General features: G+C 39.7%; 22 protein-coding genes and 2 pseudogenes. 17 read left to right on the top strand and 7 right to left on the bottom strand.

Translation table 11 applies throughout. From position 1 onward, the window contains the following. Window positions 1-87: 87 nt before the first annotated feature. Window positions 88-2,430, bottom strand: coding sequence for an RNA polymerase recycling motor HelD (gene helD / locus QFZ72_RS26995; protein WP_307439435.1), 2,343 nt, complete (start codon window positions 2,428-2,430; stop codon window positions 88-90). A gap of 336 nt (window positions 2,431-2,766) precedes the next feature. Here helD and QFZ72_RS26990 point away from each other — a divergent pair, with 336 nt between their 5' ends. After that, the gene (locus QFZ72_RS26990) at window positions 2,767-2,946 is read left to right on the top strand and encodes a hypothetical protein (protein WP_307439432.1); all 180 of its coding nucleotides are present in this window, start codon (window positions 2,767-2,769) and stop codon (window positions 2,944-2,946) included. A 113-nt stretch (window positions 2,947-3,059) separates the two neighbouring features. On the opposite strand, the gene QFZ72_RS26985 is transcribed toward QFZ72_RS26990, so the two are convergent. Further along, window positions 3,060-4,478 (bottom strand): DHA2 family efflux MFS transporter permease subunit, encoded by a 1,419-nt coding sequence (locus tag QFZ72_RS26985; RefSeq protein ID WP_373464726.1) that lies wholly within the window; start codon window positions 4,476-4,478, stop codon window positions 3,060-3,062. A 710-nt stretch (window positions 4,479-5,188) separates the two neighbouring features. Here QFZ72_RS26985 and QFZ72_RS26980 point away from each other — a divergent pair. Next, complete coding sequence (locus QFZ72_RS26980; RefSeq protein WP_307439429.1) at window positions 5,189-5,350, top strand: hypothetical protein; 162 nt, start codon at window positions 5,189-5,191, stop codon at window positions 5,348-5,350. 358 nt (window positions 5,351-5,708) lie between these two features. Here QFZ72_RS26980 and QFZ72_RS26975 read toward each other — a convergent pair whose 3' ends face one another. After that, window positions 5,709-6,257, bottom strand: a complete 549-nt coding sequence (locus tag QFZ72_RS26975) for a DUF3231 family protein (protein ID WP_307439427.1) — start codon at window positions 6,255-6,257, stop codon at window positions 5,709-5,711. Between the two features lie 291 nt (window positions 6,258-6,548). On the opposite strand from QFZ72_RS26975, the gene QFZ72_RS26970 reads away from it, so the two are divergent. Both QFZ72_RS26970 and QFZ72_RS26965 read left to right on the top strand, forming a co-directional pair. Continuing rightward, a complete protein-coding gene (locus QFZ72_RS26970; protein ID WP_307439425.1) occupies window positions 6,549-6,968 on the top strand; it encodes a VOC family protein in 420 nt (139 codons plus the stop codon). 224 nt (window positions 6,969-7,192) lie between these two features. Further along, on the top strand, window positions 7,193-7,696 hold the full coding sequence (locus QFZ72_RS26965) for a DinB family protein (RefSeq protein WP_307439424.1): 504 nt from the start codon (window positions 7,193-7,195) through the stop codon (window positions 7,694-7,696). Window positions 7,697-7,875: 179 nt separating this feature from the next. Here QFZ72_RS26965 and QFZ72_RS26960 read toward each other — a convergent pair whose 3' ends face one another. Further along, window positions 7,876-8,175, bottom strand: a complete 300-nt coding sequence (locus tag QFZ72_RS26960) for a GNAT family N-acetyltransferase (protein ID WP_307440034.1) — start codon at window positions 8,173-8,175, stop codon at window positions 7,876-7,878. A 436-nt stretch (window positions 8,176-8,611) separates the two neighbouring features. Between QFZ72_RS26960 and QFZ72_RS26955 the strand changes: the two genes are divergently transcribed. The 12 genes and pseudogenes from QFZ72_RS26955 to QFZ72_RS26900 all read left to right on the top strand — a co-directional run bounded on the left by QFZ72_RS26955 (window position 8,612) and on the right by QFZ72_RS26900 (window position 19,545). Continuing rightward, on the top strand, window positions 8,612-9,124 hold the full coding sequence (locus tag QFZ72_RS26955) for a DoxX family protein (protein WP_307439422.1): 513 nt from the start codon (window positions 8,612-8,614) through the stop codon (window positions 9,122-9,124). Between the two features lie 790 nt (window positions 9,125-9,914). After that, window positions 9,915-10,337 carry a DoxX family protein gene (locus tag QFZ72_RS26950; RefSeq protein ID WP_307439420.1) on the top strand — a complete coding sequence of 141 codons (423 nt, stop codon included), beginning with the start codon at window positions 9,915-9,917 and terminating at the stop codon, window positions 10,335-10,337. Between the two features lie 74 nt (window positions 10,338-10,411). Beyond that, window positions 10,412-10,528 (top strand): annotated as a pseudogene (locus tag QFZ72_RS26945) (transcriptional regulator); the annotation flags it as partial. A 268-nt stretch (window positions 10,529-10,796) separates the two neighbouring features. Then, window positions 10,797-12,053, top strand: coding sequence for an RNA polymerase sigma factor (locus QFZ72_RS26940; RefSeq protein ID WP_373464647.1), 1,257 nt, complete (start codon window positions 10,797-10,799; stop codon window positions 12,051-12,053). Between the two features lie 86 nt (window positions 12,054-12,139). Then, a complete protein-coding gene (locus QFZ72_RS26935) occupies window positions 12,140-12,514 on the top strand; it encodes a YciI family protein (RefSeq protein ID WP_307439418.1) in 375 nt (124 codons plus the stop codon). A gap of 343 nt (window positions 12,515-12,857) precedes the next feature. Continuing rightward, window positions 12,858-13,655, top strand: a complete 798-nt coding sequence (locus QFZ72_RS26930) for an LPD25 domain-containing protein (RefSeq protein ID WP_307439416.1) — start codon at window positions 12,858-12,860, stop codon at window positions 13,653-13,655. 327 nt (window positions 13,656-13,982) lie between these two features. Beyond that, entirely contained in the window at window positions 13,983-15,842 is a 1,860-nt protein-coding gene (locus QFZ72_RS26925) for a beta-glucoside-specific PTS transporter subunit IIABC (protein WP_307439414.1), read from the top strand. Between the two features lie 3 nt (window positions 15,843-15,845). Next, on the top strand, window positions 15,846-17,276 hold the full coding sequence (locus QFZ72_RS26920) for a glycoside hydrolase family 1 protein (RefSeq protein ID WP_307439412.1): 1,431 nt from the start codon (window positions 15,846-15,848) through the stop codon (window positions 17,274-17,276). Window positions 17,277-17,303: 27 nt separating this feature from the next. Continuing rightward, window positions 17,304-18,143, top strand: coding sequence for a PRD domain-containing protein (locus tag QFZ72_RS26915; RefSeq protein ID WP_307439410.1), 840 nt, complete (start codon window positions 17,304-17,306; stop codon window positions 18,141-18,143). Between the two features lie 241 nt (window positions 18,144-18,384). Next, a pseudogene (locus QFZ72_RS26910) lies at window positions 18,385-18,549 on the top strand (winged helix-turn-helix transcriptional regulator); the annotation flags it as partial. Between the two features lie 180 nt (window positions 18,550-18,729). After that, on the top strand, window positions 18,730-19,068 hold the full coding sequence (locus tag QFZ72_RS26905; RefSeq protein WP_307440031.1) for a VanZ family protein: 339 nt from the start codon (window positions 18,730-18,732) through the stop codon (window positions 19,066-19,068). Between the two features lie 81 nt (window positions 19,069-19,149). Further along, window positions 19,150-19,545: an NUDIX hydrolase gene (locus tag QFZ72_RS26900; protein WP_307439408.1), complete on the top strand. Its 396-nt coding sequence runs from the start codon at window positions 19,150-19,152 to the stop codon at window positions 19,543-19,545. Window positions 19,546-19,713: 168 nt separating this feature from the next. Here the strand turns inward: QFZ72_RS26900 and QFZ72_RS26895 are convergent, their stop codons facing one another. After that, on the bottom strand, window positions 19,714-19,935 hold the full coding sequence (locus QFZ72_RS26895) for a twin-arginine translocase TatA/TatE family subunit (protein WP_307439406.1): 222 nt from the start codon (window positions 19,933-19,935) through the stop codon (window positions 19,714-19,716). Between the two features lie 44 nt (window positions 19,936-19,979). Then, window positions 19,980-21,734, bottom strand: coding sequence for an alkaline phosphatase D family protein (locus QFZ72_RS26890; RefSeq protein ID WP_307439404.1), 1,755 nt, complete (start codon window positions 21,732-21,734; stop codon window positions 19,980-19,982). Window positions 21,735-22,653: 919 nt separating this feature from the next. Here QFZ72_RS26890 and QFZ72_RS26885 point away from each other — a divergent pair. Beyond that, window positions 22,654-23,517: a glycerophosphodiester phosphodiesterase gene (locus QFZ72_RS26885; protein ID WP_307439402.1), complete on the top strand. Its 864-nt coding sequence runs from the start codon at window positions 22,654-22,656 to the stop codon at window positions 23,515-23,517. 170 nt (window positions 23,518-23,687) lie between these two features. Here QFZ72_RS26885 and QFZ72_RS26880 read toward each other — a convergent pair whose 3' ends face one another. Continuing rightward, window positions 23,688-24,059, bottom strand: coding sequence for a hypothetical protein (locus tag QFZ72_RS26880; RefSeq protein WP_307439401.1), 372 nt, complete (start codon window positions 24,057-24,059; stop codon window positions 23,688-23,690). Window positions 24,060-24,068: the final 9 nt, after the last annotated feature.

The following is a 24,068-nucleotide window of genomic DNA, read 5'->3' as shown; positions in this document are numbered from 1 at the left end:
GTTTAGGTTATTAAATTTAATAATGACAAAACTACATTTCTATTTTATTTGTAGCGTCACATTAAAGTGAGGATCCCCATCAGTCCTTTAAGTCAAGCTCAGAATGAAGCTCTCCGGCGTAACATTTTGCAAAAAGGGGCTTGGTTCGCCTACACTGTATAGCTGCAAGTGATGCAAAGCCCGGGTGCAGGCGGTGTAGAACAATCTGCGCAGGCTCTCATCGCCGTATACTTGCGCAGATGCGTCATAAATGATGACGGCGTCGAATTCGATACCTTTGGCCAAATACGCCGGTATGACAACAACGCCTTGCTCGTACTCAATCGAGCTGCTCTTCACCAGATTGATTTCTTCGACGCTGCCCAAGGCCTCGTACGCATAGGTGCTTTCCGCAGCGGATTTGCATATAATCGCGATTGTATTATACCCACGCTGCCGAAAGTCTGCGACTGTAGACGCGATGCGGCGGTGCAGTTCGGCACGATCGTACAGTTGCGTCAGCACAGGCTTTTCGCCGTCACGTTCAAAAGCGGTAATCCGTTCTCCGTCAGGGACGAGTCCGCGTGTAAATTCGGTAATTGGTTTTGTGGATCTGTAGCTGCGGCTCAAGTTTATCGCATCTGTTTCATCCGGTCCGTATAAGCCGGTAAGGGTGTGAAAATCGGCCATTTCGCTGGCATGGACGAATATAGCCTGGTTAAAATCTCCGAGCACGGTCATCTTTGCCGAAGGAAATAAACGTTTCAAAAACTCAAATTGAAACGGAGAATAATCTTGTGCTTCGTCTACAAGCACGTGCTTGATAGAGGCGTTTGTCTGAAACCCTTGAATCTGCTCTTTCAAAAGTAAAAACGGAGTAGCATCTTCGTAAAACAGCTTGCCTTCGTCCAGCATTTTCATTGTCAACAGGCAAATATCCTCCCACTCCTCAGGTGTTTTCCCGGCCATCCACAATTTGATCCGCGCTGGATTGGCAAAAAGCTGCTTGTAGATTTCCGTAAAGTCGACGAAACGAAGCGTTCGAACCCATTTCCGGAGTGGCTTCAACTTCTTGCGTACGATCATTCTCCCGAGCACTTGGATTTCTTTCTCGTAATCGTCCAGCATGTCTTCCTTATAGCCTTGTTTTTTCTGTAAATAGGTATAAGCCTTTTGATACTCATCTTTGCTGAGCAGCTCGATTTCTTCCTGTACCCACGACTTGGTCAGCTCGGATTTTTCCATTTCATCTATTCCCTCGTTTAGCCATTCTGTCAACTTCTCAATCCTGTTGTGAAAACGGAGAGAGGTATCGTTGCTATAAAACCTTTCCGAGATTTGTTTGGCGGAGACTAGTGGTTTTCCTCTGAATTTAATTCCTTTGAAGATCATACCGGATAATTCCAGAGACTGACTGTATGTTTTGATTGTCTCGAAAAAAAGGGCCGATCCCTTGAATCGGATGCTCGCAGTCCTGGTCCGGTGGGAAGGGTCATCCGTGGCAGTCAGCACATATTCCAATTGCTCATAAGGATCCTCGACTTGAAATGCGCTGCTCAGCCGATGGTACAAGTATTCTTGGAAGGTAACCTGCTGCATATTCTCTTCGCCGAGTTCAGGCAAGACATTGGATACGTAGCTGTTAAACATCGAGTTAGGCGAAAATAGAATGATTTGATCGGCCTTCAGCCTATCCCGATACTTGTAGAGCAAGTAAGCGATCCGCTGCATGGCAGCCGATGTCTTTCCGCTGCCGGCGGCGCCTTGCACAATGAGCAGCCTGCCGCGGACATGCCGAATGATCCGGTTTTGCTCCTGTTGAATGGTGGCCACTATGCTGTGCATATGTTTATCTGTTCCTTTGCCCAGAACCTGCTTTAAAATCTCGTCTCCAATGGTGAGACTGGTATCGAACATTGATTCAACTACGCCCGCGCGGATGATATATTGCCACTTTTTCTCCAGCTTGCCTTGAATGACGCCTCCGGGTGTAGTGTATTCGGCCGGACCTGGCGGGTAATCGTAGTAGACACTCGAGACCGGCGCCCGCCAGTCATAAATCAGGAAGTTCTCTCCGCTTGTATCCGTGAGCGTTGAAATGCCGATATAGATTTTTTCTGCTGTCTGAGTTCCTTCTTCAGTGAAATCGATACGTCCAAAATAAGGCGCTTTATGCATACGCTGCAGGACAGATTGCCGATTGGAGGCATGCCTGTGGGTGCTTTGGCTTACGGTCAGGGCTTGAGCCTGCTGTCTTAAGCCGATGATCGTCTCGAGATAATCGTCAAAAGTATCTGTGTTAACCTTGACTTCATCCCAAAAGTGTTTTTGAATATGGACCACTTCTTTTCGGCGCCGGCCAGTTTCGTCTTCCAGCTTGCCGATTTGCTCCGTGATCGTCCCGACCACGTTATCCAATCGTTCTTGCTCCTGCCGAAGTTCATTATTCATACCAAGCACTCCTTCAAAAAATGAAAATAGGGGTTGACTGAAAATGATTTTTAATGTAAGATTATAATAAGGATATCTATACGCTATAATATATAAAAATGTGTTTCTATTGTAATTTATCACAGTTTCTCGTTTTTATCAATGTATTTTATAGACTTCTGAATGAAAATACCCCTTTAAAGGTCACTAAAATTCATGATCTCCCTCAAAATATTGTCCGCTGATACTAATTGTGACATTTGATTCCGTTGCTAAACATACCCCAAGCTCATTTAAATGTGTTTCTAAGCTAGTATTAGAATAAGTCTTCGATTACCGTTTAAGCGGTGTGGAGTTTTGCGCTTTGCTAAAATGAAAATAAAAAGGAATTTAAAACCTCGTTCTCTTAAAAGGGAGCGAGCTTTTTTTGTTTATTATATTGACTGGGATGAACTGTCCGATCTTATTCAAGAAGCCTATTTACGCGCGGCACCGAAGCGTTTGGTTAAGAAATGGAATGAGCTACAAAAAAAATAAAGAAAGGCAGAATGTCTGCCTTTCTTTATTTTTTTTGTTCTTTTATTAGCTTTTTAAAGATACTAGTCGACAAAAATAACGACCTTATTTATATATACATAGTAGTCTCTTTGTCAGTTCACAGTACCTTGCTTCATTTTCAAACTCTTTTCTTCAGGCACAGCCCGTTTGATAAATAATGAAACGATCCATGCGATGGCAACTAGTCCGAATGCAAACAGGAACGCACTTTTCATTCCAGAAATCATCGCTAGAATTTGTAAGGTAGCCTCGTCTTCCTTAATCAGCGTATTTTCCATAAAACGAGCAGAACCATTGGTCATGATAGAGACAAGCAATGCTGTCCCGACAGCGCCGGCAACCTGTTGAAGCGTACTGATAATAGCCGTGCCGTGCGGATATAAGGGAGGGGGCAGTTCGTTCAAAGCGTTGGTCATAATCGGCATCATAACCATTGAAATCCCCAGCATTAACAGCGTATTGAAAATCATAATCGTGCTGTAGGAGGTTGACACTGTGATAAAGGCAAATTGCCACAGTGTATTCGCGATCAGCCCCAAACCGATAAGCGCAAGCCACTTGGCACCAAATTTATCAAATAACCGGCCTGTAATGGGTGACATGATTCCCATGACAATCCCACCCGGCAGCATGACCAAACCTGCCTTCAACGGACTGTAACCTAACGCATTCTGGAGAAAAATCGGCAGCAGCATCATCGCTGAAAACATCGCCATCATGATAATCATCATAATCAACGTTGACATCCTGAAAATGTTGTATTTAAATGTTCGTAAATTTAGGAGCGGCTGTGAAATCGTCAATTGCCTCCAAGTAAACAGTGCTAAAGAAACAATGCCGATTGCAAGTGGGATTAGAACTTCATAGCTCGACCAACCCCCCTGTCCTTCACCGGAGCTGCTGAATCCGTATACAATCCCCCCGAATCCTAAGGTTGAAAGCAGAAGCGAAAGCGGATCAATCTTCGGATTACTTGTCTCCGTCACGTTTTTAAGCTTCATAAATGCAAATATAATAACAAGCAGTGCGATCGGCAGAACGCCGTAAAAGAGAACCCGCCAGCTGAAATGCTCAACAATGATCCCTGATAGAGTAGGTCCAATCGCGGGAGCAAACGTAATGACAATTCCAATTGTCCCCATTGCCGAACCCCTTTTTTCAATAGGAACGATTGAGAATACCACATTGGTCAGTAAAGGAAAGAGCAGCCCGGTACCCGCTGCCTGAAGCAGCCTTCCGATTAAAAGCATTTCTATCCCTGGTGCGATAGCCGCTACAAATGTCCCCGCCGTAAACAATCCCATAGCTCCAAGGAACAAGCTTCTTGTCGTGAAACGCTGAATTAAATAAGCTGTGACCGGTATAAGTACACCTATAACAAGGAGATAACCAGTAGTCAGCCATTGCGCGGTACTCGGCTCAATTCCGAAGTCATCCATAATTTTTGTTAAGGCTACGTTAAGCAGCGTTTCATTTAAAATGGCTACAAACACACCCAGAATCATAATCATGACCAGCAAAAAATTTTCTCTGCTCCCGAATGTCCCTCCGTTTTGAGCCGATTCGTTTTGATTTTTCAAATTCTTTCTCCTTTCGATTTGCAAAATGCCTAATTAAAATATTGCTGCATCAACGTTAGGAAAGTATCAATGATAGGATCGTAAGTTCATAACATTTGAAGTTGCTGTGTGTATTACTTTCTCTCGTAATTTCTTGGCAATGTTGTTATGTTTAGGCGTAATTACATCATCTACTTCAGAAAAATGCTCAGTCGCTATACTACACCTGCTTTCCGTCTATGTTCTTTTATTCTTGACAAATACAGAACAAATATTCGCATTAATATTACCACATAAATGAAACTTTTGCCAAACAATGGAACCTAATACACGTGAGCTTTCACCAAGGATATGCTTCCTATTGTTGGGGATTTAGAATAGAAGAATCATTTTAGTGGGCGAGAAATGTTTTTATGGAGAACAACCATATTTTTTAATAAAAGTTAGAGTTCACTAGCGTAAAAGGAATTCGTTATAGATTTATTCAAGTGGACAAGCTAGATAGGGTTTCTCCTCCTAGAAATATTTAGACAAGGAGGTTTTTATTTATTAAGTTTACACTTAATTACGTGTGTGCTATTTGAAAAAATGCATTGACCAGTTCTTGGACGACAGCTTGCTTCCTTTGAAGGAGGCAGCGGAAGAGGAGGAGAGAAAGAAGCATGAAACCGAATAAGGAGACGGTTAGAAAAGAAATTTATATTGAATACAGCACGGAAACTCTCTTTTCCTTTTTTATCAAACCCGGAAAAAATGGTGCAATGGATGGGACGGCAAATTCTGCTCGAACCGAAGATTTATGGGAAAAACAGAATAGATATTGATGGCGGGAATATTGCATTAGTGGAATGCAAGGAAATTGTTCGGTATTAGAAAGTGATGATGACCTGGGGATATGGGGTATTCAACAATCAGGCCATTTAATTGAGTAAGAGGCTGAATAAACCCTTTTTTTTTTATGTAGCTAACAGTATTCTGAAGAAGCCGAAAACGTTGATTCATTAACGATGTTTAAAATTTTACATAAACAAACGCCAATCCCTTGAGTCATATGGGTTTGGCGTTTTTGCTATCCTTATATAGTTGTGGTTATTAAACCTAAATTTGCATAAGATAAAGATTGTTTTTGATCTGCTTAATTTGTACCTTTATCACGTAGGCAGCACTATAAAAGTTTTAGCTTTATTGTTGTTGAGAACCAGTTGGGACGTAAAACGGCGGTACTTTTATCCATCCGCGTTTACGCATTAAATGTTTTAATCTAGTCGCGAAAGCTAATTTTTCTGCTTGAAACTGAACAAACAATAAACCAACATCTGTACGAATCGACTCAGAAGCGGCACCAGCTGCTTTCATAATCAAACTAATGATTTTTAAAGATAATTCGTTTGCAATCATATCATCCGTTAACTTAACACCAAGAGGAATACTGTTAGGATCTGATATTGGCATATCTTCAGGGGCAGGAGGCAGTGTAATTCCTTCCTTAATCATGAAATCATGGAGTTGTTTCCTTTGACTGGTTCCGAGTTTCATATCTTCTTCAAGAATTGCTTTTAATTCATCATCCTCCGTTGTATTTATAGCTGATTGAACGGATACTTTGGCTAATTCAAGACCTGCTAAGTAAATCCAACATGCCATCACTTCTCCGACATGAAGAGGTTGATCTTTATCTTGAACTGTCATTGATTTCATTGCATCCATAACTGTTTCCCATACATTTACCATGTGATTCCCTCCTGCTTTTGTCGCTTAATTATTTATTATTGTTTGTCCCATAAGATTTTTTATTCAAAGAAGCTTTATGTAAAATAGGCTGACAAAGAAATATGTTATTTTATTCCGTAATCGGGCGCTTTTCTTTAATTAGAACGGCGTCTTTCTTTATGAAACGGGCCATTTAATTGAGTAAGGGAAGGGATTATACATTAGTAAATCGAAGTTAATTAGAGGATGTAATTTCTTTTAGCGATCAGGACATTTTGTTTCAGCAAAAATAAAATAAGGAGATGTTTTGTCATGAAATTACGAGCGATCCCCCATTTAATGTTTGATGGAAATGCAAAGGAAGCGATTCAATTTTACGAAAAAATATTGGATGCTAAAATCCTCTCTATCCAAACTTACGGAGAGATTCCGGAATTTCCCGGAATGTCTTTCCCGGAAAAAATTATGGACCTTGTGGCACATGCAAGGTTAAAAGTTGGCGAAACGGATATTGCATTTTTTGATTCGCCGGGGTTTCCCCGTCAAATAGGAAATCAAGCAGCTATCTATGTGACAACGAACGAAGTGGAAAAAACCAAACAAATTTTTGAAGCCTTGCAACAGGGTGGAAAGGTGATCGGTCCTTTGGAGGAAACTTCCTTCACCCCAGCTCAGGGTTATGTAACGGACAAGTTCGGTGTAACCTTCACAATTGTGACTGAAATCCAATAAATGACAACCATCTTCTTGGAGTAGCCCATAAACAGCACAATCCTTATAATGATTCTTGGCATTGCGAATCCAGAGGCTGTATCTTAAAACGGCAATAAATTAATTAACCTCATAAACTATTATTAAAATAAGGAAAGAAGTAGAAATAAGATATAAGAACAAATGTTCGTTGATTTATTTCGAGCAATAAATTACTTATTAAAAGATACTTGGAGGAATTATATATGTATATAACAATTTCAGATTTTATTAAAGAATGGAATAAAGAATCCATATTAACTCAAAAAGTTTTGGATAGTTTGACAGATGATTCATTAAAACAACAAGTTTATCCGGAAGGTCGTACTTTGGGAAGAATTGCGTGGCATTTTACAACAAGTATTCCAGATTATTTAGCTAATTTTGGATTTAAGATAGATGGGGGAGAAAATGCAGAAAGCGTCCCATCTTCATCAAGGGAAATCGCTGAAACCTTTAAAAATGTAAGTTCGCACGCAGCAAAAATTATTGAACAACAATGGACAGACGAATCCCTAAAACAAATACAAGAAGCGTTTGGAAGACAGGAATCAAATGCTTCAATCCTAATGGGGTTAATCAAACACATTGTTCATCATCGCGGGCAAGTTACAGTTCTTATGCGTCAAGCAGGAATAAAACCTTCTGGGGTTTATGGACCGCCAAAAGAAGATTGGGTTCATTTAGGTGTGGAAAATCCACCACTTTAAAATATTGTGCTAACGGGTGCTTTTTTCATTAACTAACTGTGAATGATCTTCCGTTAAAGGACGCGTTTGTGGAGTATTGAAAAAAGCCCAATTTCTCACTTTTAATGTTGAGAAATTGGGCTTTTTAAATATGAGAATTTTCCTTAACGTTGTAAATCCGCATTTTCCTGACGATACCACTATTGATTCATTTTGCCACCCCATTCTGAAGCTAATACTCCCATAAAATACGTATCATAGAAGCTTCCCTCAAAAAAAGCATGCTTCCTTAACTGTCCCTCTACAATAAATCCAATCTTTTTATACAAACTAATTGCTTGTTCGTTAACTCCTCTTGTTGTCAAATATATTTTATTTAGACGTAGTTGCTTGAAACCAATGTCAATCATATGCTCCATAGCAGGTTTTCCATAACCTTGACCACGAGCTTCAGGGGCTAGCAAGATACCAATACTTGCTCTACCATGTTCAAGTTCTATATTTTGAAGAAATTTTTTTGTATAATTTTGGACTTAGACAATGTCTTCCACTGGTAGAAAAGTTGGTTAATAAATCTTGGATTAAAAACTCATCCTACTGTGAGTTTTTAATTTTGTCATTGACAACAAATTTGTCCCTAGGATAATATTATAGTCGAAGTTAAAAAAGTTTCCTTAGATAAACTTTTTTAGATTAAGGGACACTAATCTTTATAAAAAATATTCAAGAATAGTCAAAATAGGAAAGAGGTGAATTAAATGCCTTCCTAATACCATATACTTATTTTTTGCATGTGTTGGGTCTCCTTTCTAATCCGAAAAGAAGAAGTTGAAATTGAACGATATCATAAGTAGCAAAGACAGGAGAGTAAGCAAACCCACCTATCATTTCCTAGCTTCATTTAAAAAATAAATCAATATTTGTGAGGTGTAATCTATGTTTATAAAATTCTTAAGAGAAAATTTTTATGTATCCTACATTTTAACGGTCTTACGTTTATATCTTGGGTGGCAGTGGTTGCTTGCTGGATGGGGAAAGATTACTGGAGGTTTTGATGCAAGTGGTTTCTTATTAGGAGCTGTAAAAAAAGCAACAGGAGAACACCCGGCTGTTCAACCTTGGTGGGTGGAATTTCTAAATGGATTTGCTATTCCAAACGTGGGGCTGTTTAATGTACTTGTTCCTTGGGGGGAATTTCTAGTTGGGCTTGGACTTATCTTAGGTACGTTTACTACGTTTGCTGTACTAATGGGAGCTGTTATGAATTTTTCCTATATGTTCTCTGGTACAACGAGTACGAATCCACAGATGGTTCTCATAGAGATTTTTATCCTTGTTGCTGGTTTTAATTCAGCTAAAATAGGTATCGATCGTTGGATGATTCCATTCTTAAGAAAACAAATATTTATAAAAAATGGAATTAAGAAACAATCCTCTTTTGAATCATAAAATCAAACAATAATTGAACAGAATGAAAAGGTTATATCTTTATTGGAAGAGATTAAAAATAAATAACCACAGTTATTCAAGAAAAGGGCGCAATTGTTGAATAATTAAATCCCAATCTCTCAGTGATATAAATGAGAAATTGGGATTTTTATGTCGCTTTTAAATAAAGTCACGGTAAAATTGATCCAGATAATCCTGTTCCACCACAAAATCATAGTATATCAAGAAATGAAGTAAAATTACTTGATAAAAAGACATATCAGTTTCAATCTGTTTTTCATTTAAACGGGGAGAATAAAATTGAAAACTTCTCACTACAAGAAACCGTCTTACAATTTGATTTTTCTAGTTTTATTGGAACTAAAGAATTAGCACCGTTTACTGTCGACTTACCAAAATAACATAGGGATATTCAAAATGAAAAGCTAGACCAAGTATCTTACAAACTGCATTAATGTAAGTGGGTTCTTCTTCAACAAAAGGGCACTTATCTGTAATAAGGTAAGTGTCCTTTTTAATGGAATAAAAGATTGAGTTCAACACCTAATTTTGAAATAATTGGTATTAAGCAATCGGGGAGTATAGTTGAAGAGTGGTTTCAAGAGTTTGATCAACAATCGGGCCATTTAATTGAATTAGACTTTCAAGGGAAATTAGATATTAACAAGGATTATTTGTAGTGATTAGAGAAATTAAGAGCAACTGGGAGGTGGTCCAATTAGGAGTTAGTTATTTGGAAAGTTTGGAACCTGAATAAGTTTCACTTGAAACAATTATGAGGAGGAAACAAATGAGTAAGATTATCGGTGCGGAAACAACCGCGAGAGTAGAAACCCAGCCCCGAGGAAAAATGATTGCTTATTGGACAGTCACATTACTACTCGCAGCAGCTGTTATGTTAAGTGGTATCGGGCAACTGATGCAATATGGGGGAAACCTCGAGTTAGTGACGAATCTTGGTTACCCATCATACGTCTTGACCATTCTTGGGATTTGGAAAGTGCTTGGAGCCATCGCTCTCGTCGTGCCAGGTTTTCCTCGGCTTAAAGAATGGGTTCACGCTGGTATCTTCTTTTTAATGACCGGTGCGGCTTTATCTCATGCGTTTGCTAACGATTATGGTGATTACGGGTTTTATATTATCCTTCCGCTTTCATATGCTGCACTAAATATCGCCTCGTGGGCGCTACGTCCGAAGAGCCGCAAACTTTAAGGAGGTGGTGAAATTAACGGCTGTCCCTTACTACAACCAATAGATTTCTACTACATAATTTTGGCGGGGGTGTTGTGAGCGAGAACAACCAGTTGCGGGATGTGTTTGACACGATTGCAGATCCAACTAGGCGCCGACTGATTCGTCTGTTAGCAGAGGCAGAGGAGAAACCGTTTCATGAATTAACCGCACAGTTGCACTTCGCTTTCCAAAATTGGATTCGCCAATTTCGTATAGTCGCAAACGTTAAATGGCAGAAGTCCCGAGCTAAAGAAAAGGTCAATGTATATAGAAATTTATCTCGAATTCAAGTTTTCTGTTATAGGGCGCTTTTCTGAAATAAGGAAAGCGTCTTTCATGCATTTTTTATTGAAAAAGAGATTGAAGAATAGGATTTGAATAGATGTCGATTTTAAAATTTATCATTCGTTGTTTCTATAGAGGAGGTCCGAACAAATTTTGAATGAATCTGTCGTTCATCACAAAATAGAATCGATTTGGAGAATGGAATCGGCTAAAATAATTGCTTACTTAACAAGGATGGTTAGAGATGTGGGGATTGCAGAAGATCTTGCGCAAGACACGCTAATCATTGCGCTAGAACGGTGGCCAATCTCTGGAATACCGGATTACCCAAGTGCATGGCTGATGACAGTCGCAAAAAGACGGGCAATCGATTATTTTCGAAGGAACAAGCTAAGTAAGAAGAAATATGAAGACATTGCTTATCATTTGGAATCTCACCATGAACATAACTGGGACTCAGTACTAGATGATGACATTGGAGATGAACTATTGCGGCTTATCTTTATGACCTGTCATCCTATTTTGTCCAAAAAGGGAAGAGTAGCTCTTACGCTTCGATTACTTGGGGGACTAACGACGGAAGAAATCGCAAGGGCGTTTCTGGTTCCTGAACCGACTGTTGCACAACGGATTGTGCGGGCAAAGCGGACACTGACTGCTGCCCAAGTACCATTCGAAGTTCCTATTAAGAGTGAATTTGAGGAACGCCTTTCTTCTGTCCTTGAAGTCATATATCTTATATTCAACGAAGGATATTCTGCTTCTTCATCTGATTACTGGATTCGACCCATGCTCTGTAATGAAGCGTTGCGACTAGGTCGGGTTTTAGCTGGCATTATTCCGAATGAGCCAGAAGTTCATGGTCTGTTAGCATTAATCGAGATTCAATCGTCCCGGTTTAAAGCACGAATCGATGCAGCAGGGGAACCTATTTTGCTTTTAGATCAAAATCGCACACTTTGGGATCATCAGTTGATTAGTCGTGGTCTTAAAGCACTTGAAAAGGCGGAACGATTAGGTGGAACACTCGGCATGTATGGGTTGCAGGCATCAATTGCAGCATGCCACGCCAGAGCCAGAACTGCTGAAGAAACGGATTGGGAGCGCATTTCGGCTCTTTATTATGAACTTGCTCAAGTTACACCTTCTCCAGTCGTTGAACTGAATCGTGCTGTCGCTCTATCGATGGCATATGGACCAGCAGCTGGATTAAAAATTGTGGATTCGTTACGTTTGGATCCCGTTATGAAAAATTACTATTTGTTACCGAGTACTCGAGGCAACTTTCTAAAGAAATTAGGACGGCTGAGCGAAGCGTATGAAGAATTCATGAGTGCGGCTTCTTTAACCCAAAATACCCTACAGCGTGAATTTTTTTTGAAACAAGCTGACGATTGTAGGCAAAAATAAAAGTTTTTTTATTGTGTCGATATGGCTGTTTATTGATCGTCTTTTTAGTAGATGAACAAATCTTATGAAATTAAGGAGAGGTTATGATGATATTTCTATGTATGGGTTATTACAATGCAGAGAAAATGGACGCCCGTCCAAAAGAAGAAATAGATGCTGTTATGAGGGAATGTCAGCCCCACCTAGATGAATTCTACAATAGCGGTCAAGTAGTGGTAGATGCTGGTCTTGAATTGGAGACGAAATGCTTGCGTCGAGTAAACGGGAAGGTAACGGTTACTGACGGACCTTTTACAGAAACCAAAGAATTGATTGGGAGTGTATTTCTAATAGAAGCAAAAGACATGGAAGAAGCCATTCAAATTGCATCGCTGCATCCGACAACACAAGTGGGTACCGGAGAGGAATTTGGCTTCCGGATTGAAATTCGTCCTGTTCACTATTTTAAGAAGAACGAATAACAGCGAAAACAACCGTTATCTTATGACCATACCCAACAAAAGGGCGAGTTATATAGGAACGTGTCTTTTTGTTTATTGCCCCAGATAATGATATTGATTCGATAGATATTAGGATCGATATTAGATTTTATCTAACTGAGATGTGAAGGCAATTATTCAACAATCGGGCGCGATTGTTGAACAACATAGGTAGAAAATGATCAAACTTTTTTATAAAAACCCAACTTAAATCTGCTGAAGAAGAATCCATTTTGATCAATCTTTTTTCAAAATGGATTCTTTTTATTTATCGTAAAATACGGGTTTGCGAGGTGTTTTTGATCAAACTTTATTTCAAAGCTGCATGGGTAACGCTTTTAAAGTCTTTGATAAGTCTGAAATTGAGAAGCCAACCGTTTTAATTCAATGGTCTGAAAGCGAAAATCTGAAAAATAATGAATTAATGCGATTTGGTGAAGCGAACGAAAAATTTACGGAGATCGACAAAGAACAAAGTCAAGAAGCTGGCTATTACAAAACCCGTTACCATGTGATTTTTCCAAACGCTGATAAGCTCGAAATGATTAATCCAGATCGGCACGACATAGGGGATGACTATTACAATAGCGCATATCAGCAAATGGTTTCTGAATTGAACTTGAAGCCAGAACATCATAATTCCCTATTAACCGATATGGCTTTACACAAGCACGAAACAGCTAATGACGGTAAACTTGATATTAAAGTTCCTGCCATGTTAATTCATGGTCAGATGCCCGATTTTAGAGATTTTGGCATAGTGAACAGTGCTGATTATGGGAAGCTGAATGTGAAGGAAGTAAAGTACACGGTGGCAATACCCGAAGGTGACAAGATAACGGCATTTAGTGGCAGTTATAATAAAGGTGATTATGCACACCCACTTCACCATATAGAAAAGAACAACACTATCGACAAAGCGATTCAAGAAAAACTTGTGAAATCGTGGGATGACGTATTATTAAAAGAGGAAGAAGCATACATTCAGTCGATTGCACCACGTATTAGACAGGAATTGAACAAGCAAGAAGTTGAAGCATTTAAACCAGCTTCAATAAAAGAGTTCTCAAATGAGAAACAACACCGGCAAAGTAAGCAACTGGCAGGAGAATTAGAACGCTAAAATTTTTTAGCGTTCTTTAACAAAACTTTGTTTGTGTTTTGTATTAAAATATATTGCTTTTTTAGCTAACAAACCTAATCCGAATTAAAAAGATAACAGACCATTGAAGAAAATGAAAAGGATATCAAAAAACTCTTGTAATACACAAATAGTTATGATAATTTATTTGTAAGCGTTTCAATATAATCAACAAATTAAATTGGCGTGTTACTGGTAAAGCAGGCAAGACCAAAATAATTTGCTCTATTTCTTAACGGGATAGGTGCATCTTATTTTGGTCTTTTTTATGTTTACTAATATCAGTAATGCGTAAAAGGGGATGGAGATATGGATTATAAACAGCTAGGCAAAGACATATTGAAACTTGTAGGTGGAAAAGAAAATGTAGCGATGATAACACATTGTGCGACTCGACTTCGATTTGAATTCTATGACTCTTCTAAAGTCGAAGCCGCTAAAATCGAAAAGTTACCGGGCGTCATCTCAGTTGTTAATAAAGGCGGTCAATTCCAAGTAATCGTAGGAAATGAAGTCCAACAAGCCTTTCGTGCCATCAAAAACGAAATGGGCGAGCAACCGAGTGGAAATGCTAATACCACCAAAAAAGAAAAAAAGAGCGTCATTTCTCGTTTAATTAGCGTCATCTCTACCACATTCGCACCATTTATCCCTGCCATTATTGGTGCCGGGATGATCAAAGCCGTGTTGGCGGTGCTTGTGTTAACAGGCGTATTAACTGATCAAAGCCAAACCTTCTTTATCTTAAACACTGTCGCGGATGCAGCATTCTTCTTTATGCCTGTACTACTTGCATACGGAGCATCGATTAAGTTCGGAACCAACCCGGTGTTATCCATGACCATCGCAGGCGTGTTATTACACCCGAACTGGTCATCGGTTTTAGCCTCTGAAGAAGCCCTTTTCTTTATGGGCGTACCAGTGCGCTTAACGGATTATGCTGGCTCTGTTTTACCGATAATTATTACCGTATGGATTATGTCGTATATTGAACGCTTTGCTGAACGTGTTTCACCATCGATCATTAAGTTCTTTTTGAAACCAATGTTAATCCTAATCATTACCGCTCCTCTCGCGTTAGTCGTCATTGGACCAATCGGCACGTATTTAAATGATCTCGTTGCCCTTGGCGCTGAAACAATCAACAACCGTGCAAGCTGGTTAATCCCAATGCTGATGGGTGGACTACAGCCGTTCCTAATTATCACTGGAACTGCTTGGGCAATGACCCCTATTGCTACAACGCAGCTATCCAATAATGGAGAAGAAATGATTAATGGACCAGGAATGCTTGCATCCAACATCGCACAAGGTGCCGCTACGCTTGCGGTTGCGATGAAAACAAAAAACAAAGAGCTAAAACAATTAGCTGGTTCTGCTGGTTTCACTGCCTTAATTGGGATTACAGAGCCTTCGCTTTACGGAGTTACGCTTAAATTAAAGAAACCATTAATCGCGGCGATGATTGGTGGGGCATGTGCGGGAATTTATGCCGGTCTTTCTGGTCTTGTCCGCTATGCATTCGTTTCACCAGGACTTGCGGCTATCCCTGCCTTTATCGGGGAGAATCCAATGAATATCGTACACGCACTCATTACCATTGCCATTGCGTTTGTTGTCGCATTTGCCGCAACATGGATTTTAGGCTTTGAGGATCCAGTAGAAGAAACAACACAAACACATGCAAAAACGGAAACAACGAACCAAATAGAAGTCATCGCTAGCCCACTATCCGGAAAAGTCATTCCGCTAAACACTGTAAACGATCATGTCTTTTCAAATGAACTGATTGGAAAAGGGATTGCGATTTTACCGGATCAAAATGAAGTGAAAGCACCGTTTGCCGGTGAGATCGTGACAATGATGGAATCCAAGCACGCCGTTGGTCTTCGAAGCGACAATGGCATTGAATTATTGATCCACGTGGGGATTGACACCGTCAGCCTAAAAGGGGAATACTTTGAAACGCACGTAAAACAAGGAGACCGCGTAGAACAAGGTGATACACTTGTCACGTTCGACCGTCAATCCATTCAGGCAAAAGGATATGAAACTGTCACACCGATCATCATCACTAACCATGACGAATTTAACGCATTGGATCCAATTAAAGAAAAACGCATTTCTTCAGGCGAACCACTGATGCACATTACGAAACTGGAGGCATAAATCATGCATTACACAAACCTGAAGCCATTCCCAAAGGATTTTCTTTGGGGGGCTTCCACATCTGCTTATCAAGTCGAAGGCGCTTGGAATGAAGACGGCAAAGGAAAATCCGTCATTGATATGATGGATCATCCAGAAGGCACCGCCGGCTTCACCGTAGCGAGCGGCCACTACCATCACTACAAAGAAGACATCAAACTGTTCCATGAGCTCGGCCTAAAAGCGTACCGTTTTTCCATCGCTTGGACGCGCATTTTACCAGAAGGCATCGGCACCATTAATGAAAAAGGACTCGTCCACTACGAGCGTGTTATCGACGAATTGCTTCATTACGGAATCGAACCCATCGTCACGCTGTACCATTTTGACCTCCCGTACGCACTTGAAGAAAAAGGCGGATGGAACAACCGCGAGACGATCGATGCCTTCGCGAACTATGCCCGTATTTTATTTGAACGCTTTGGCGGCAAAGTCACGCACTGGCTCACGATCAACGAACAAAACACGCTCATATTACATCCTGGCGCTGTCGGCATTCCAAAAGGCGGATCGTTGCCATCCAAAAAAGAGCTCTATCAGCAAAACCACCATATGCTCGTTGCGCAAGGAAAAGCGATGTCACTCTGCCATGAACTCTGTCCACATGCAAAAATCGGACCAGCACTAAACATGACATCCATGTACCAAGCAACCAGCAAACCAGCAGACGCGATTGCTGCTCACAACTGGGAAATGCTCCGCGGCTGGAGTTTTCTCGATCTTGCTGTACACGGACGATACAATCGATTATTATGGAGTTACCTAGAAGAGCGCGGCTGGACACCTGCGATTGAAGAAGGCGACTTGCTTGCGATCCAACAAGGGCAACCTGATTTTATTGCCATCAATTATTATTCAACCGCAACGATTGCAGAGAGTACGGGAGACGAAAAAAGTGACGTAAGCCCTCGAGCTGGTGACCAGCAAATCATGCTAGGCGAACCCGGCGTCTATCGACCAAAGGAAAATCCATACGTCGATAAAACAAAATACGGCTGGGTCATCGATCCGGTTGGCTTGCGCCTCACCCTGAGAAAAGTATACGAACGGTACCAGCTGCCGATCATCATTACCGAAAACGGAATCGGCGCACCCGACGAACTTACAGAAGATGGCGCTGTTCACGACGATTACCGAATCGACTTTATTCAAGCACATCTTGAACAAATTCAATGGGCTCTTTCTGACGGCGTTGAAGTGTTCGGTTACTGCCCATGGGCTGCGATGGACGTTGTCAGCACGCACCAAGGCTACGCCAAACGATACGGATTCATTTACGTAAACCGAGGAGAATTTGACTTAAAAGACATGAGCCGAATCAAAAAAGACAGTTTTCACTGGTATCAACGTGTCATTACATCCAACGGAAATGAAGGGCTATGCCAACGCACATAAATGTCACGATAAAGATGGTGATGATTCATGAAGGTAGAAAAAGTATTAAATAACAGCCTTGTGCTCTCAAGCGATGAAAACGGACAAGAAATCATTGTCATGGGAAAAGGCCTTGGCTTCAACAGCAAAGAAGGCGATCTCATTCAGGAAAGCTCTGTCGAAAAAATCTTCACGCCAAACGATCAGCGCACAAAACAAGAATACGTCCACCTACTTGAAAGCATCCCACGAGACTACTTGGACACAATCAATAGCGCACTCGAAGAAATGAAATCCCATTGGCGTAACGAACTCGACGACCGCTACTTCCTAATGCTACTCGACCACATCGCCTTCGCCATCGAACGCGTCGAAAAAGGCGTAATCTTACAAAACAAACTCTTAAACGACGTACGCATTCACTACCCGGAAGAGTACGCAGCAGGCATGATCGTCATCACACACCTAAACGAGCACCTGCACATCAACCTACCAGAAGAAGAAGCCGGCAATATCGCCTTTCACCTCGTCAACGCCAAAAACGAGGAAGAAAACTTTGAAAACACCGTACTCGCCGTCACCATGCTCAAAGACATACTCAACATTGTACGGTACCAACTAAACGTCAAACTCGACCACCAATCCATGCGATACAACCGATTCGTCACCCATCTGCAATACTTTATCCGACGAATCTTCGACAACAAACAACTGAATTCCAAAGACTCATTCCTATACGAACACCACAAAACCAAATATCCAAACGAATTCAAATGCGCCCAATCCATCGCTACCTACTGCGAAAGCATGACTGGCAAATACAGTACCAACGAAGAAGTCTTTTATCTAATTATTCACCTCGTCCGATTTACAACCAAAGAAACCTAATTACCCAAAAAAGAGCCTTCATTTGGAGACTCTTTTATTATTTCTATAAAACCTACACAATAAGGTGGTTTAATCAATCCCATGAAAACGGCTGCCAAAATGGTCGATGATGAAGCTGATAGTGGGATTCTAAAAGAAGTAGAGGGGATCGATACTGAAGCAACTGTTGGTTTAAAACAAAGATGAACCGTTTGTAAAAAAGTCGTGCCGTTTCGAGGAAAGTTTAACCGTTTATAATAAAGATGATGGAATTGTTCATAGAGAAGTGTATCCAGACATTCCTCCGAAAGTCGAATATTCAATGACTGACCTTGGGATGACGTTATTACCAATCGTTGGGATGATGTATGAATGGGGAAAAATACGAATAAATCAAATTAAACAAGAAAATAACTATTTTGAATAAGAATAATAACGAGATCGTTTTCAGTTATATAAAATGCCTGTCCTTTAAACACAGGATATATATTAGATATTTTGTTGTGTGTGAGATTTCGGGCTTAATCCTTACTTATATTAAAAAGGCAGAAAGAGAAAAAAGTTTTATTTTGTTCAACAATCAGGCGCTTTTCTTCGATAAGACAACATAAATGATATTCAACAATCGGGGGCTTATCAGGAACAATCGATAGGCTTCTTTTTTGTGGAAAAAGTTCTTTTGTTATTACCATTAGGTATCTACTTTTTCATTTTTGGGGAGAAGTTCAAGACACTTAAAGCAATACTTTTAGTATTTCTTACTACCTTAGTAATTGAAAGTTCTCAACTTATATTTGGTTATGTCGGAATAGTTAGAGGCAGAGCATTTGATGTAGATGACTTGAACCTGAATTTTATAGGTGGTTGCATTGGCTATTTTTTGATGGTGCTGATCTCCAGATTGTCTGGAATGGAGCTTAGAAAGGAATTTAAGTTCTTTAATTAAAGGGGGCGATTGAAGCATAGTGTGATCGTCCCGATTTCTGAACATATTTGGTCAGAAATTATCTAAGAAAGAGAGGTTGTTATGAGAGATAGAGCTTCTGCTGTTCTTATAGAAGAAAACAAAGTCGCTTTAATAAAAAGAATAAGAAATGGAGTAACTTATTATGTCTTTCCGGGTGGAGGAATAGAAATAGGCGAAACGCCTGAGAAAGCAACAAAAAGAGAAGCGTTTGAAGAGTTAGGAATCGAGATATGCGTGAGTGAATGCATTGCAGAGATTGAGTTTAATGGAAAGCAGTTTTTCTTCCTAGGAGAAATTGTTGGGGGAACTTTTGGCACCGGGCAAGGTGTAGAGTTTACAGACAATGAAAAAGCTAGGGGTTCATATATACCTATGTGGATAGACATCGATGACTTAAATTACATAGATGTTAAACCCAAAGAAGTTGCAGATAAAATACAGTCCTTATTCAATTAAAGGGGGCTTTTCTGAAGTAAGAATTGAGCCCATTCATTTATACATAGGGCTATTTAATTGAATAAGACTTCCAAACAAATCGTAACAGCACCACAATAACCTATTGTCCTTTGTGTTTGTAAAACATATATCAGTGACAAAAATAGACGGGTTGCCCCGCCTATCTTATCAAACGACTGATTTATCTTGTTTTTTTTCAACAGATATTAATTCAGGTTTTTTCTCTTCTTCTTTCTTTTCCTCTGACACTAATCCTTTTGTCGCACTCTTGAATTCTGTTAAGGTGCGTCCAAAAGCTCGTCCAATTTCCGGAAGCTTTGAAGGGCCAAAAATAATCAAAGCGATAACTAGAACCAGAATTAACCCTGGAATTCCAATGTTTGATATCATATATACACTCCTAAAAAATGAATGATTTTATAAGGTGAAGTGAATTAATTCTTCACTTTTTCGCGTTTTTTGTCCTTTTGTTTATCATGTGCACGGCCATGTGCTCGGTTGCGGTCTTCCTCCACTTCACTCGAAACTTTTACGCCTTGTGGCACTTGATTTGCCTCTACTTTATTCAAGCCCAAGCCATCTTTATTATAAACAAATGAAGCTCTTGTTGAAATGGCCGCACCCGGTTCTGTCACAAATGGAATAACTCTGTAATCAGCTTGCCATTTATCCGGTGTGACTGTACAACGGACATATCCGCGATAATTATTAAAAAATTTAATATGGGGGTTTTCCCCTAAAATATGATCTGTATCTGCTCTTTCATCGGACCCGTTCCCGCCTGAGGTGATGGAAGTGCCTACAAATTCTGCACCAATTTTCTTGGCGTTTGGATTGTTGAAATCTTCCAATAGATTGGACGCCCAGCTAGCATGAACATCACCAGTAAGTACTATTAGATTGTTCATGTTCTTGCTGCTGACGTAATCTATGATGCGCTGGCGTGCAGCCGGATAGCCGTCCCAGGAATCCATACTGTATATTGGTGCAGAACTAGTCCCAAAATTCCATTTGGCAAAGAAAATCTGTTGTGCAAGCACATTCCAGTGAGACTTCGAATTGCCAAGATTTCTTAGCAGCCAATCTTCCTGGTCTTTTCCAAGGAGCGTGCGGGCAGGATTCATAGATTCTGGCGATGGTGCTTTGTTTCCGTCACCATTTGCCTGATCATCACGATATTGACGTGTATCCAGTACATTGAAAGATGCTAAATTACCGAACGTAAAATCACGAAACAATTGCATATCGGCACCGTTTGGCAACGATGATATTCGAAGAGGCATGTGTTCGTAATAGGCTTGATATGCAGCTGCACGGCGCTTAATAAATGCTTCAACAGATTGGCCCTTCTCAGGAATAATATTTGCGTAGTTATTTTCGACTTCATGGTCATCCCATGTAACAATCCAAGGAAAAGCAGCATGAGCAGCTTTAAGATTCGCATCTGAACGGTACTGGGCATGACGATTTCGGTAATCTTCAAGCGTGATAATCTCCGGACCGCAGTGAGTACGAACATTTCCTGTTCCTGATACATATTCATTTGGACCGTACTCATAAATATAATCTCCTAAATGGAATACAAGGTCTAAATCTTCTTTAGCCATATGCTCATACGCTGTATAGTAGCCATGCTCATATTGCTGACAGGAAGCAAAAGCAAATGTCATGCGGGCAACATCGGCACCAGCTGCTGGAAGTGTTTTCGTTTTTCCAACAGGGCTTAGTTCATGACCAGATATAAAACGGTAATAGTAAATTTTGTCCGGTTTAAGTCCATCCACTTCTACATGAACAGAATGAGCTAATTCTGGTCTAGCAATGACTCTTCCTTGTTTTACAATTTTATGAAAATCTTCATCTTTTGCAATTTCCCATTTGACTGGAACGGACTGATTTGGCATCCCTCCCCCAATAAGCGGATCTGGAGCTAACCTTGTCCATAAAACAACACTATCTGAAAGAGGGTCACCAGAAGCAACACCGAGTGTAAAGGGATAGCTTTGAAACTTTGGTGCGGCATTAACTTTTGATTCTCCTAAACCCATTGAACCTGCGATTGTTAATCCTAAAGAAAGACCAGCAATTTTACCTGCTCCCTGTAGAAAATTGCGACGATTAAACTCTTTCTTTTCTAAACTATCCAAATTCAACTTCTTAATCAATTCATCAATGTGTCTTTCCGTCATCCTTATTTTCCCCTCTCTAAAAAAACTATAAATTCGACTTTTATTATAGATAGCTTTTATTAATGATTTATAAAGTATTGTTAAGAGACCAATATGTATCTTTCAAAAAATAAGCTAAATGTAATGAGACTTTTGTATTGGAAAAATTCAATATCTCCAAAATTACAATGCAAAAATGTTTTTGTTTTATAAATAGTGACAAATTCTTCATTTTTCACGGTCTTTCTCTCCTATATTTCTTTACTTTATCTTTAAAGAAATATAACGAAAAATTGTAAAATATTTCGGATGAAGTTCTTTGAGATGATTTTGATTTTCGATATCTAGATTCACCCTATAGATCAGCCCTAAATATACAACGTTAATGTCAAGTTCCGGATCATCAACTAATTTTAATTTATTAATTTATATAGTTTTTTAGGAGGAGAATGATGGCTGCTGATAAAAGATTTCATCGTGCCTTCGGAGTGTAGGGTCTTTATATCGAAGACAACAAATTATTAGTAATTAATAAGAACAGCGGACCATAAACGAATCCAGTAATCGATCAATTGTTTGCGAAACAACAAGTCTCAGAGTTGAAAACAAGGAAAGGCGCTTAAAATAGCGCTGGCCCTAAGGATCAAATCTTTAAAGTAATCGGACTGAAAAGGAAGAAAAGGAGTGACAGCTACTTACACATGTGGGGTGCTGTTCACTACTTGTAAAAAAAGAATAGTAGATGTAACGAGGAAAAGATCTTATCGAATAAATCGATAAGATCTTTTTTAATATTATTTGTGATGAATTGTATAACTTGACGTTAATGGTTAGATTTCACTTTATTTTAATCTAGCATATTATTATTCTTTACCTTCGTGTTATAGGAAATTAATAATCTACTGCTAATCTTGAAAAGTAGTTTATAAAGAGATGGGAGATGGGCAGATTGAAAAGAAAATGGGTGTCGGTGATAGGTGCTCTGGTCATTGGAATCGGTTTTACAGCAGGCGGAGGAACAGCTATGGCAAAGGAAAAACATAAGGACATCGTAAATGTGTCACACCGGGGTGCATCTGGATATGCTCCAGAACATACCATTACATCCTATCAAATGGGCGATAAAATGCACGGTGACTATATTGAAGTAGATTTGCAGATGACAAAGGACGGCAAGTTAATTGCCATGCATGATGAGACCGTAGATCGAACGACAGACGGGACAGGTCTTGTTAAAGATTACACACTAGAACAAATCAAGCAGCTGGACGCAGGCAGCTGGTTTAATGAAAAATACCCGCAATATGCAAACCCGGATTATGCTGGATTAAAAGTGCCAACTCTTGAAGAGGTTTTTCAAAAGTTCGGAAAAAATGCAAAATATTATATCGAAACGAAATCACCTGAAGTTTATCCTGGTATGGAAAAAGAACTTTTGCGTCTGGTAAATGATTATAATATCAACAACAATACGCTTCTAGTACAGTCTTTTAGTTCTCTCAGCCTGAAAACAATGAATGAACTCGATCCATCGGTCAAGCTCGTTCAATTGCTTTCCTATAAAACCAATGCTGTTATAACTGACGCTGAAATTGCAGCCATCAAACAATACGCAATGGGCGTTGGTCCAAACTATACTTATTTAAATCAAGATTATGTTCAAAAAGTGGCAGGCAGCGGACTAGAAATACACCCATATACCGTAAATGACAAGGAAACGATGAAGAAACTGATTGACTGGGGTGTAACAGGAATGTTTACTAACTTTCCAGACAGACTGCATGAAGTGATGAAAGGAAAGTAGGCCAAGCAGATTTAGTAAGGCCGGAAAGTAAAATATAATAAGGTCAAAGATATAATTGAGGTAAATGAATATCAAAAAGATAAAACCTTATATATAAATTTATCAGAGGTGTTAAAAGAAAAAGCAGGAACCATGTAAATGATTCCTGCTTTTTAACATTGTTAGTCATACTACTTAATAATAGAAGCGCCTACCAATGATTCAGGTGTCATGCCTAGTACTAATTGACTGATTTTAGGGTAACCGGTACTTCTGTATTCAGTAAAAGTTTGTTTCAGAACTGGGAAATCAAGGTCATCCTTTAATTTTTGCAATTCTTTTTTATACAATTTCAGAACCGATCCGTATGCAAATTTCGGGGTATATGCGCCAGGATCTTCATTCATAATTAAACATCCCAGGTAATGGTATTTAAATTGAAAGGCACGAGTAAGAAAAACCATATCCAACAATTTTTCAAAAAGGTCAGGATAGTCTTTTTTTAACTTCTCAAGAGCGTCTTTAGTATCTTTCAATTCATCAATACTAGATAAAGTTATCATCATACTTCC

The organism is Bacillus sp. V2I10, assembly GCF_030817055.1.
Lineage (GTDB): Bacteria > Bacillota > Bacilli > Bacillales > Bacillaceae > Bacillus_P.
This window is presented reverse-complemented; position numbering and strand designations above follow the sequence as displayed.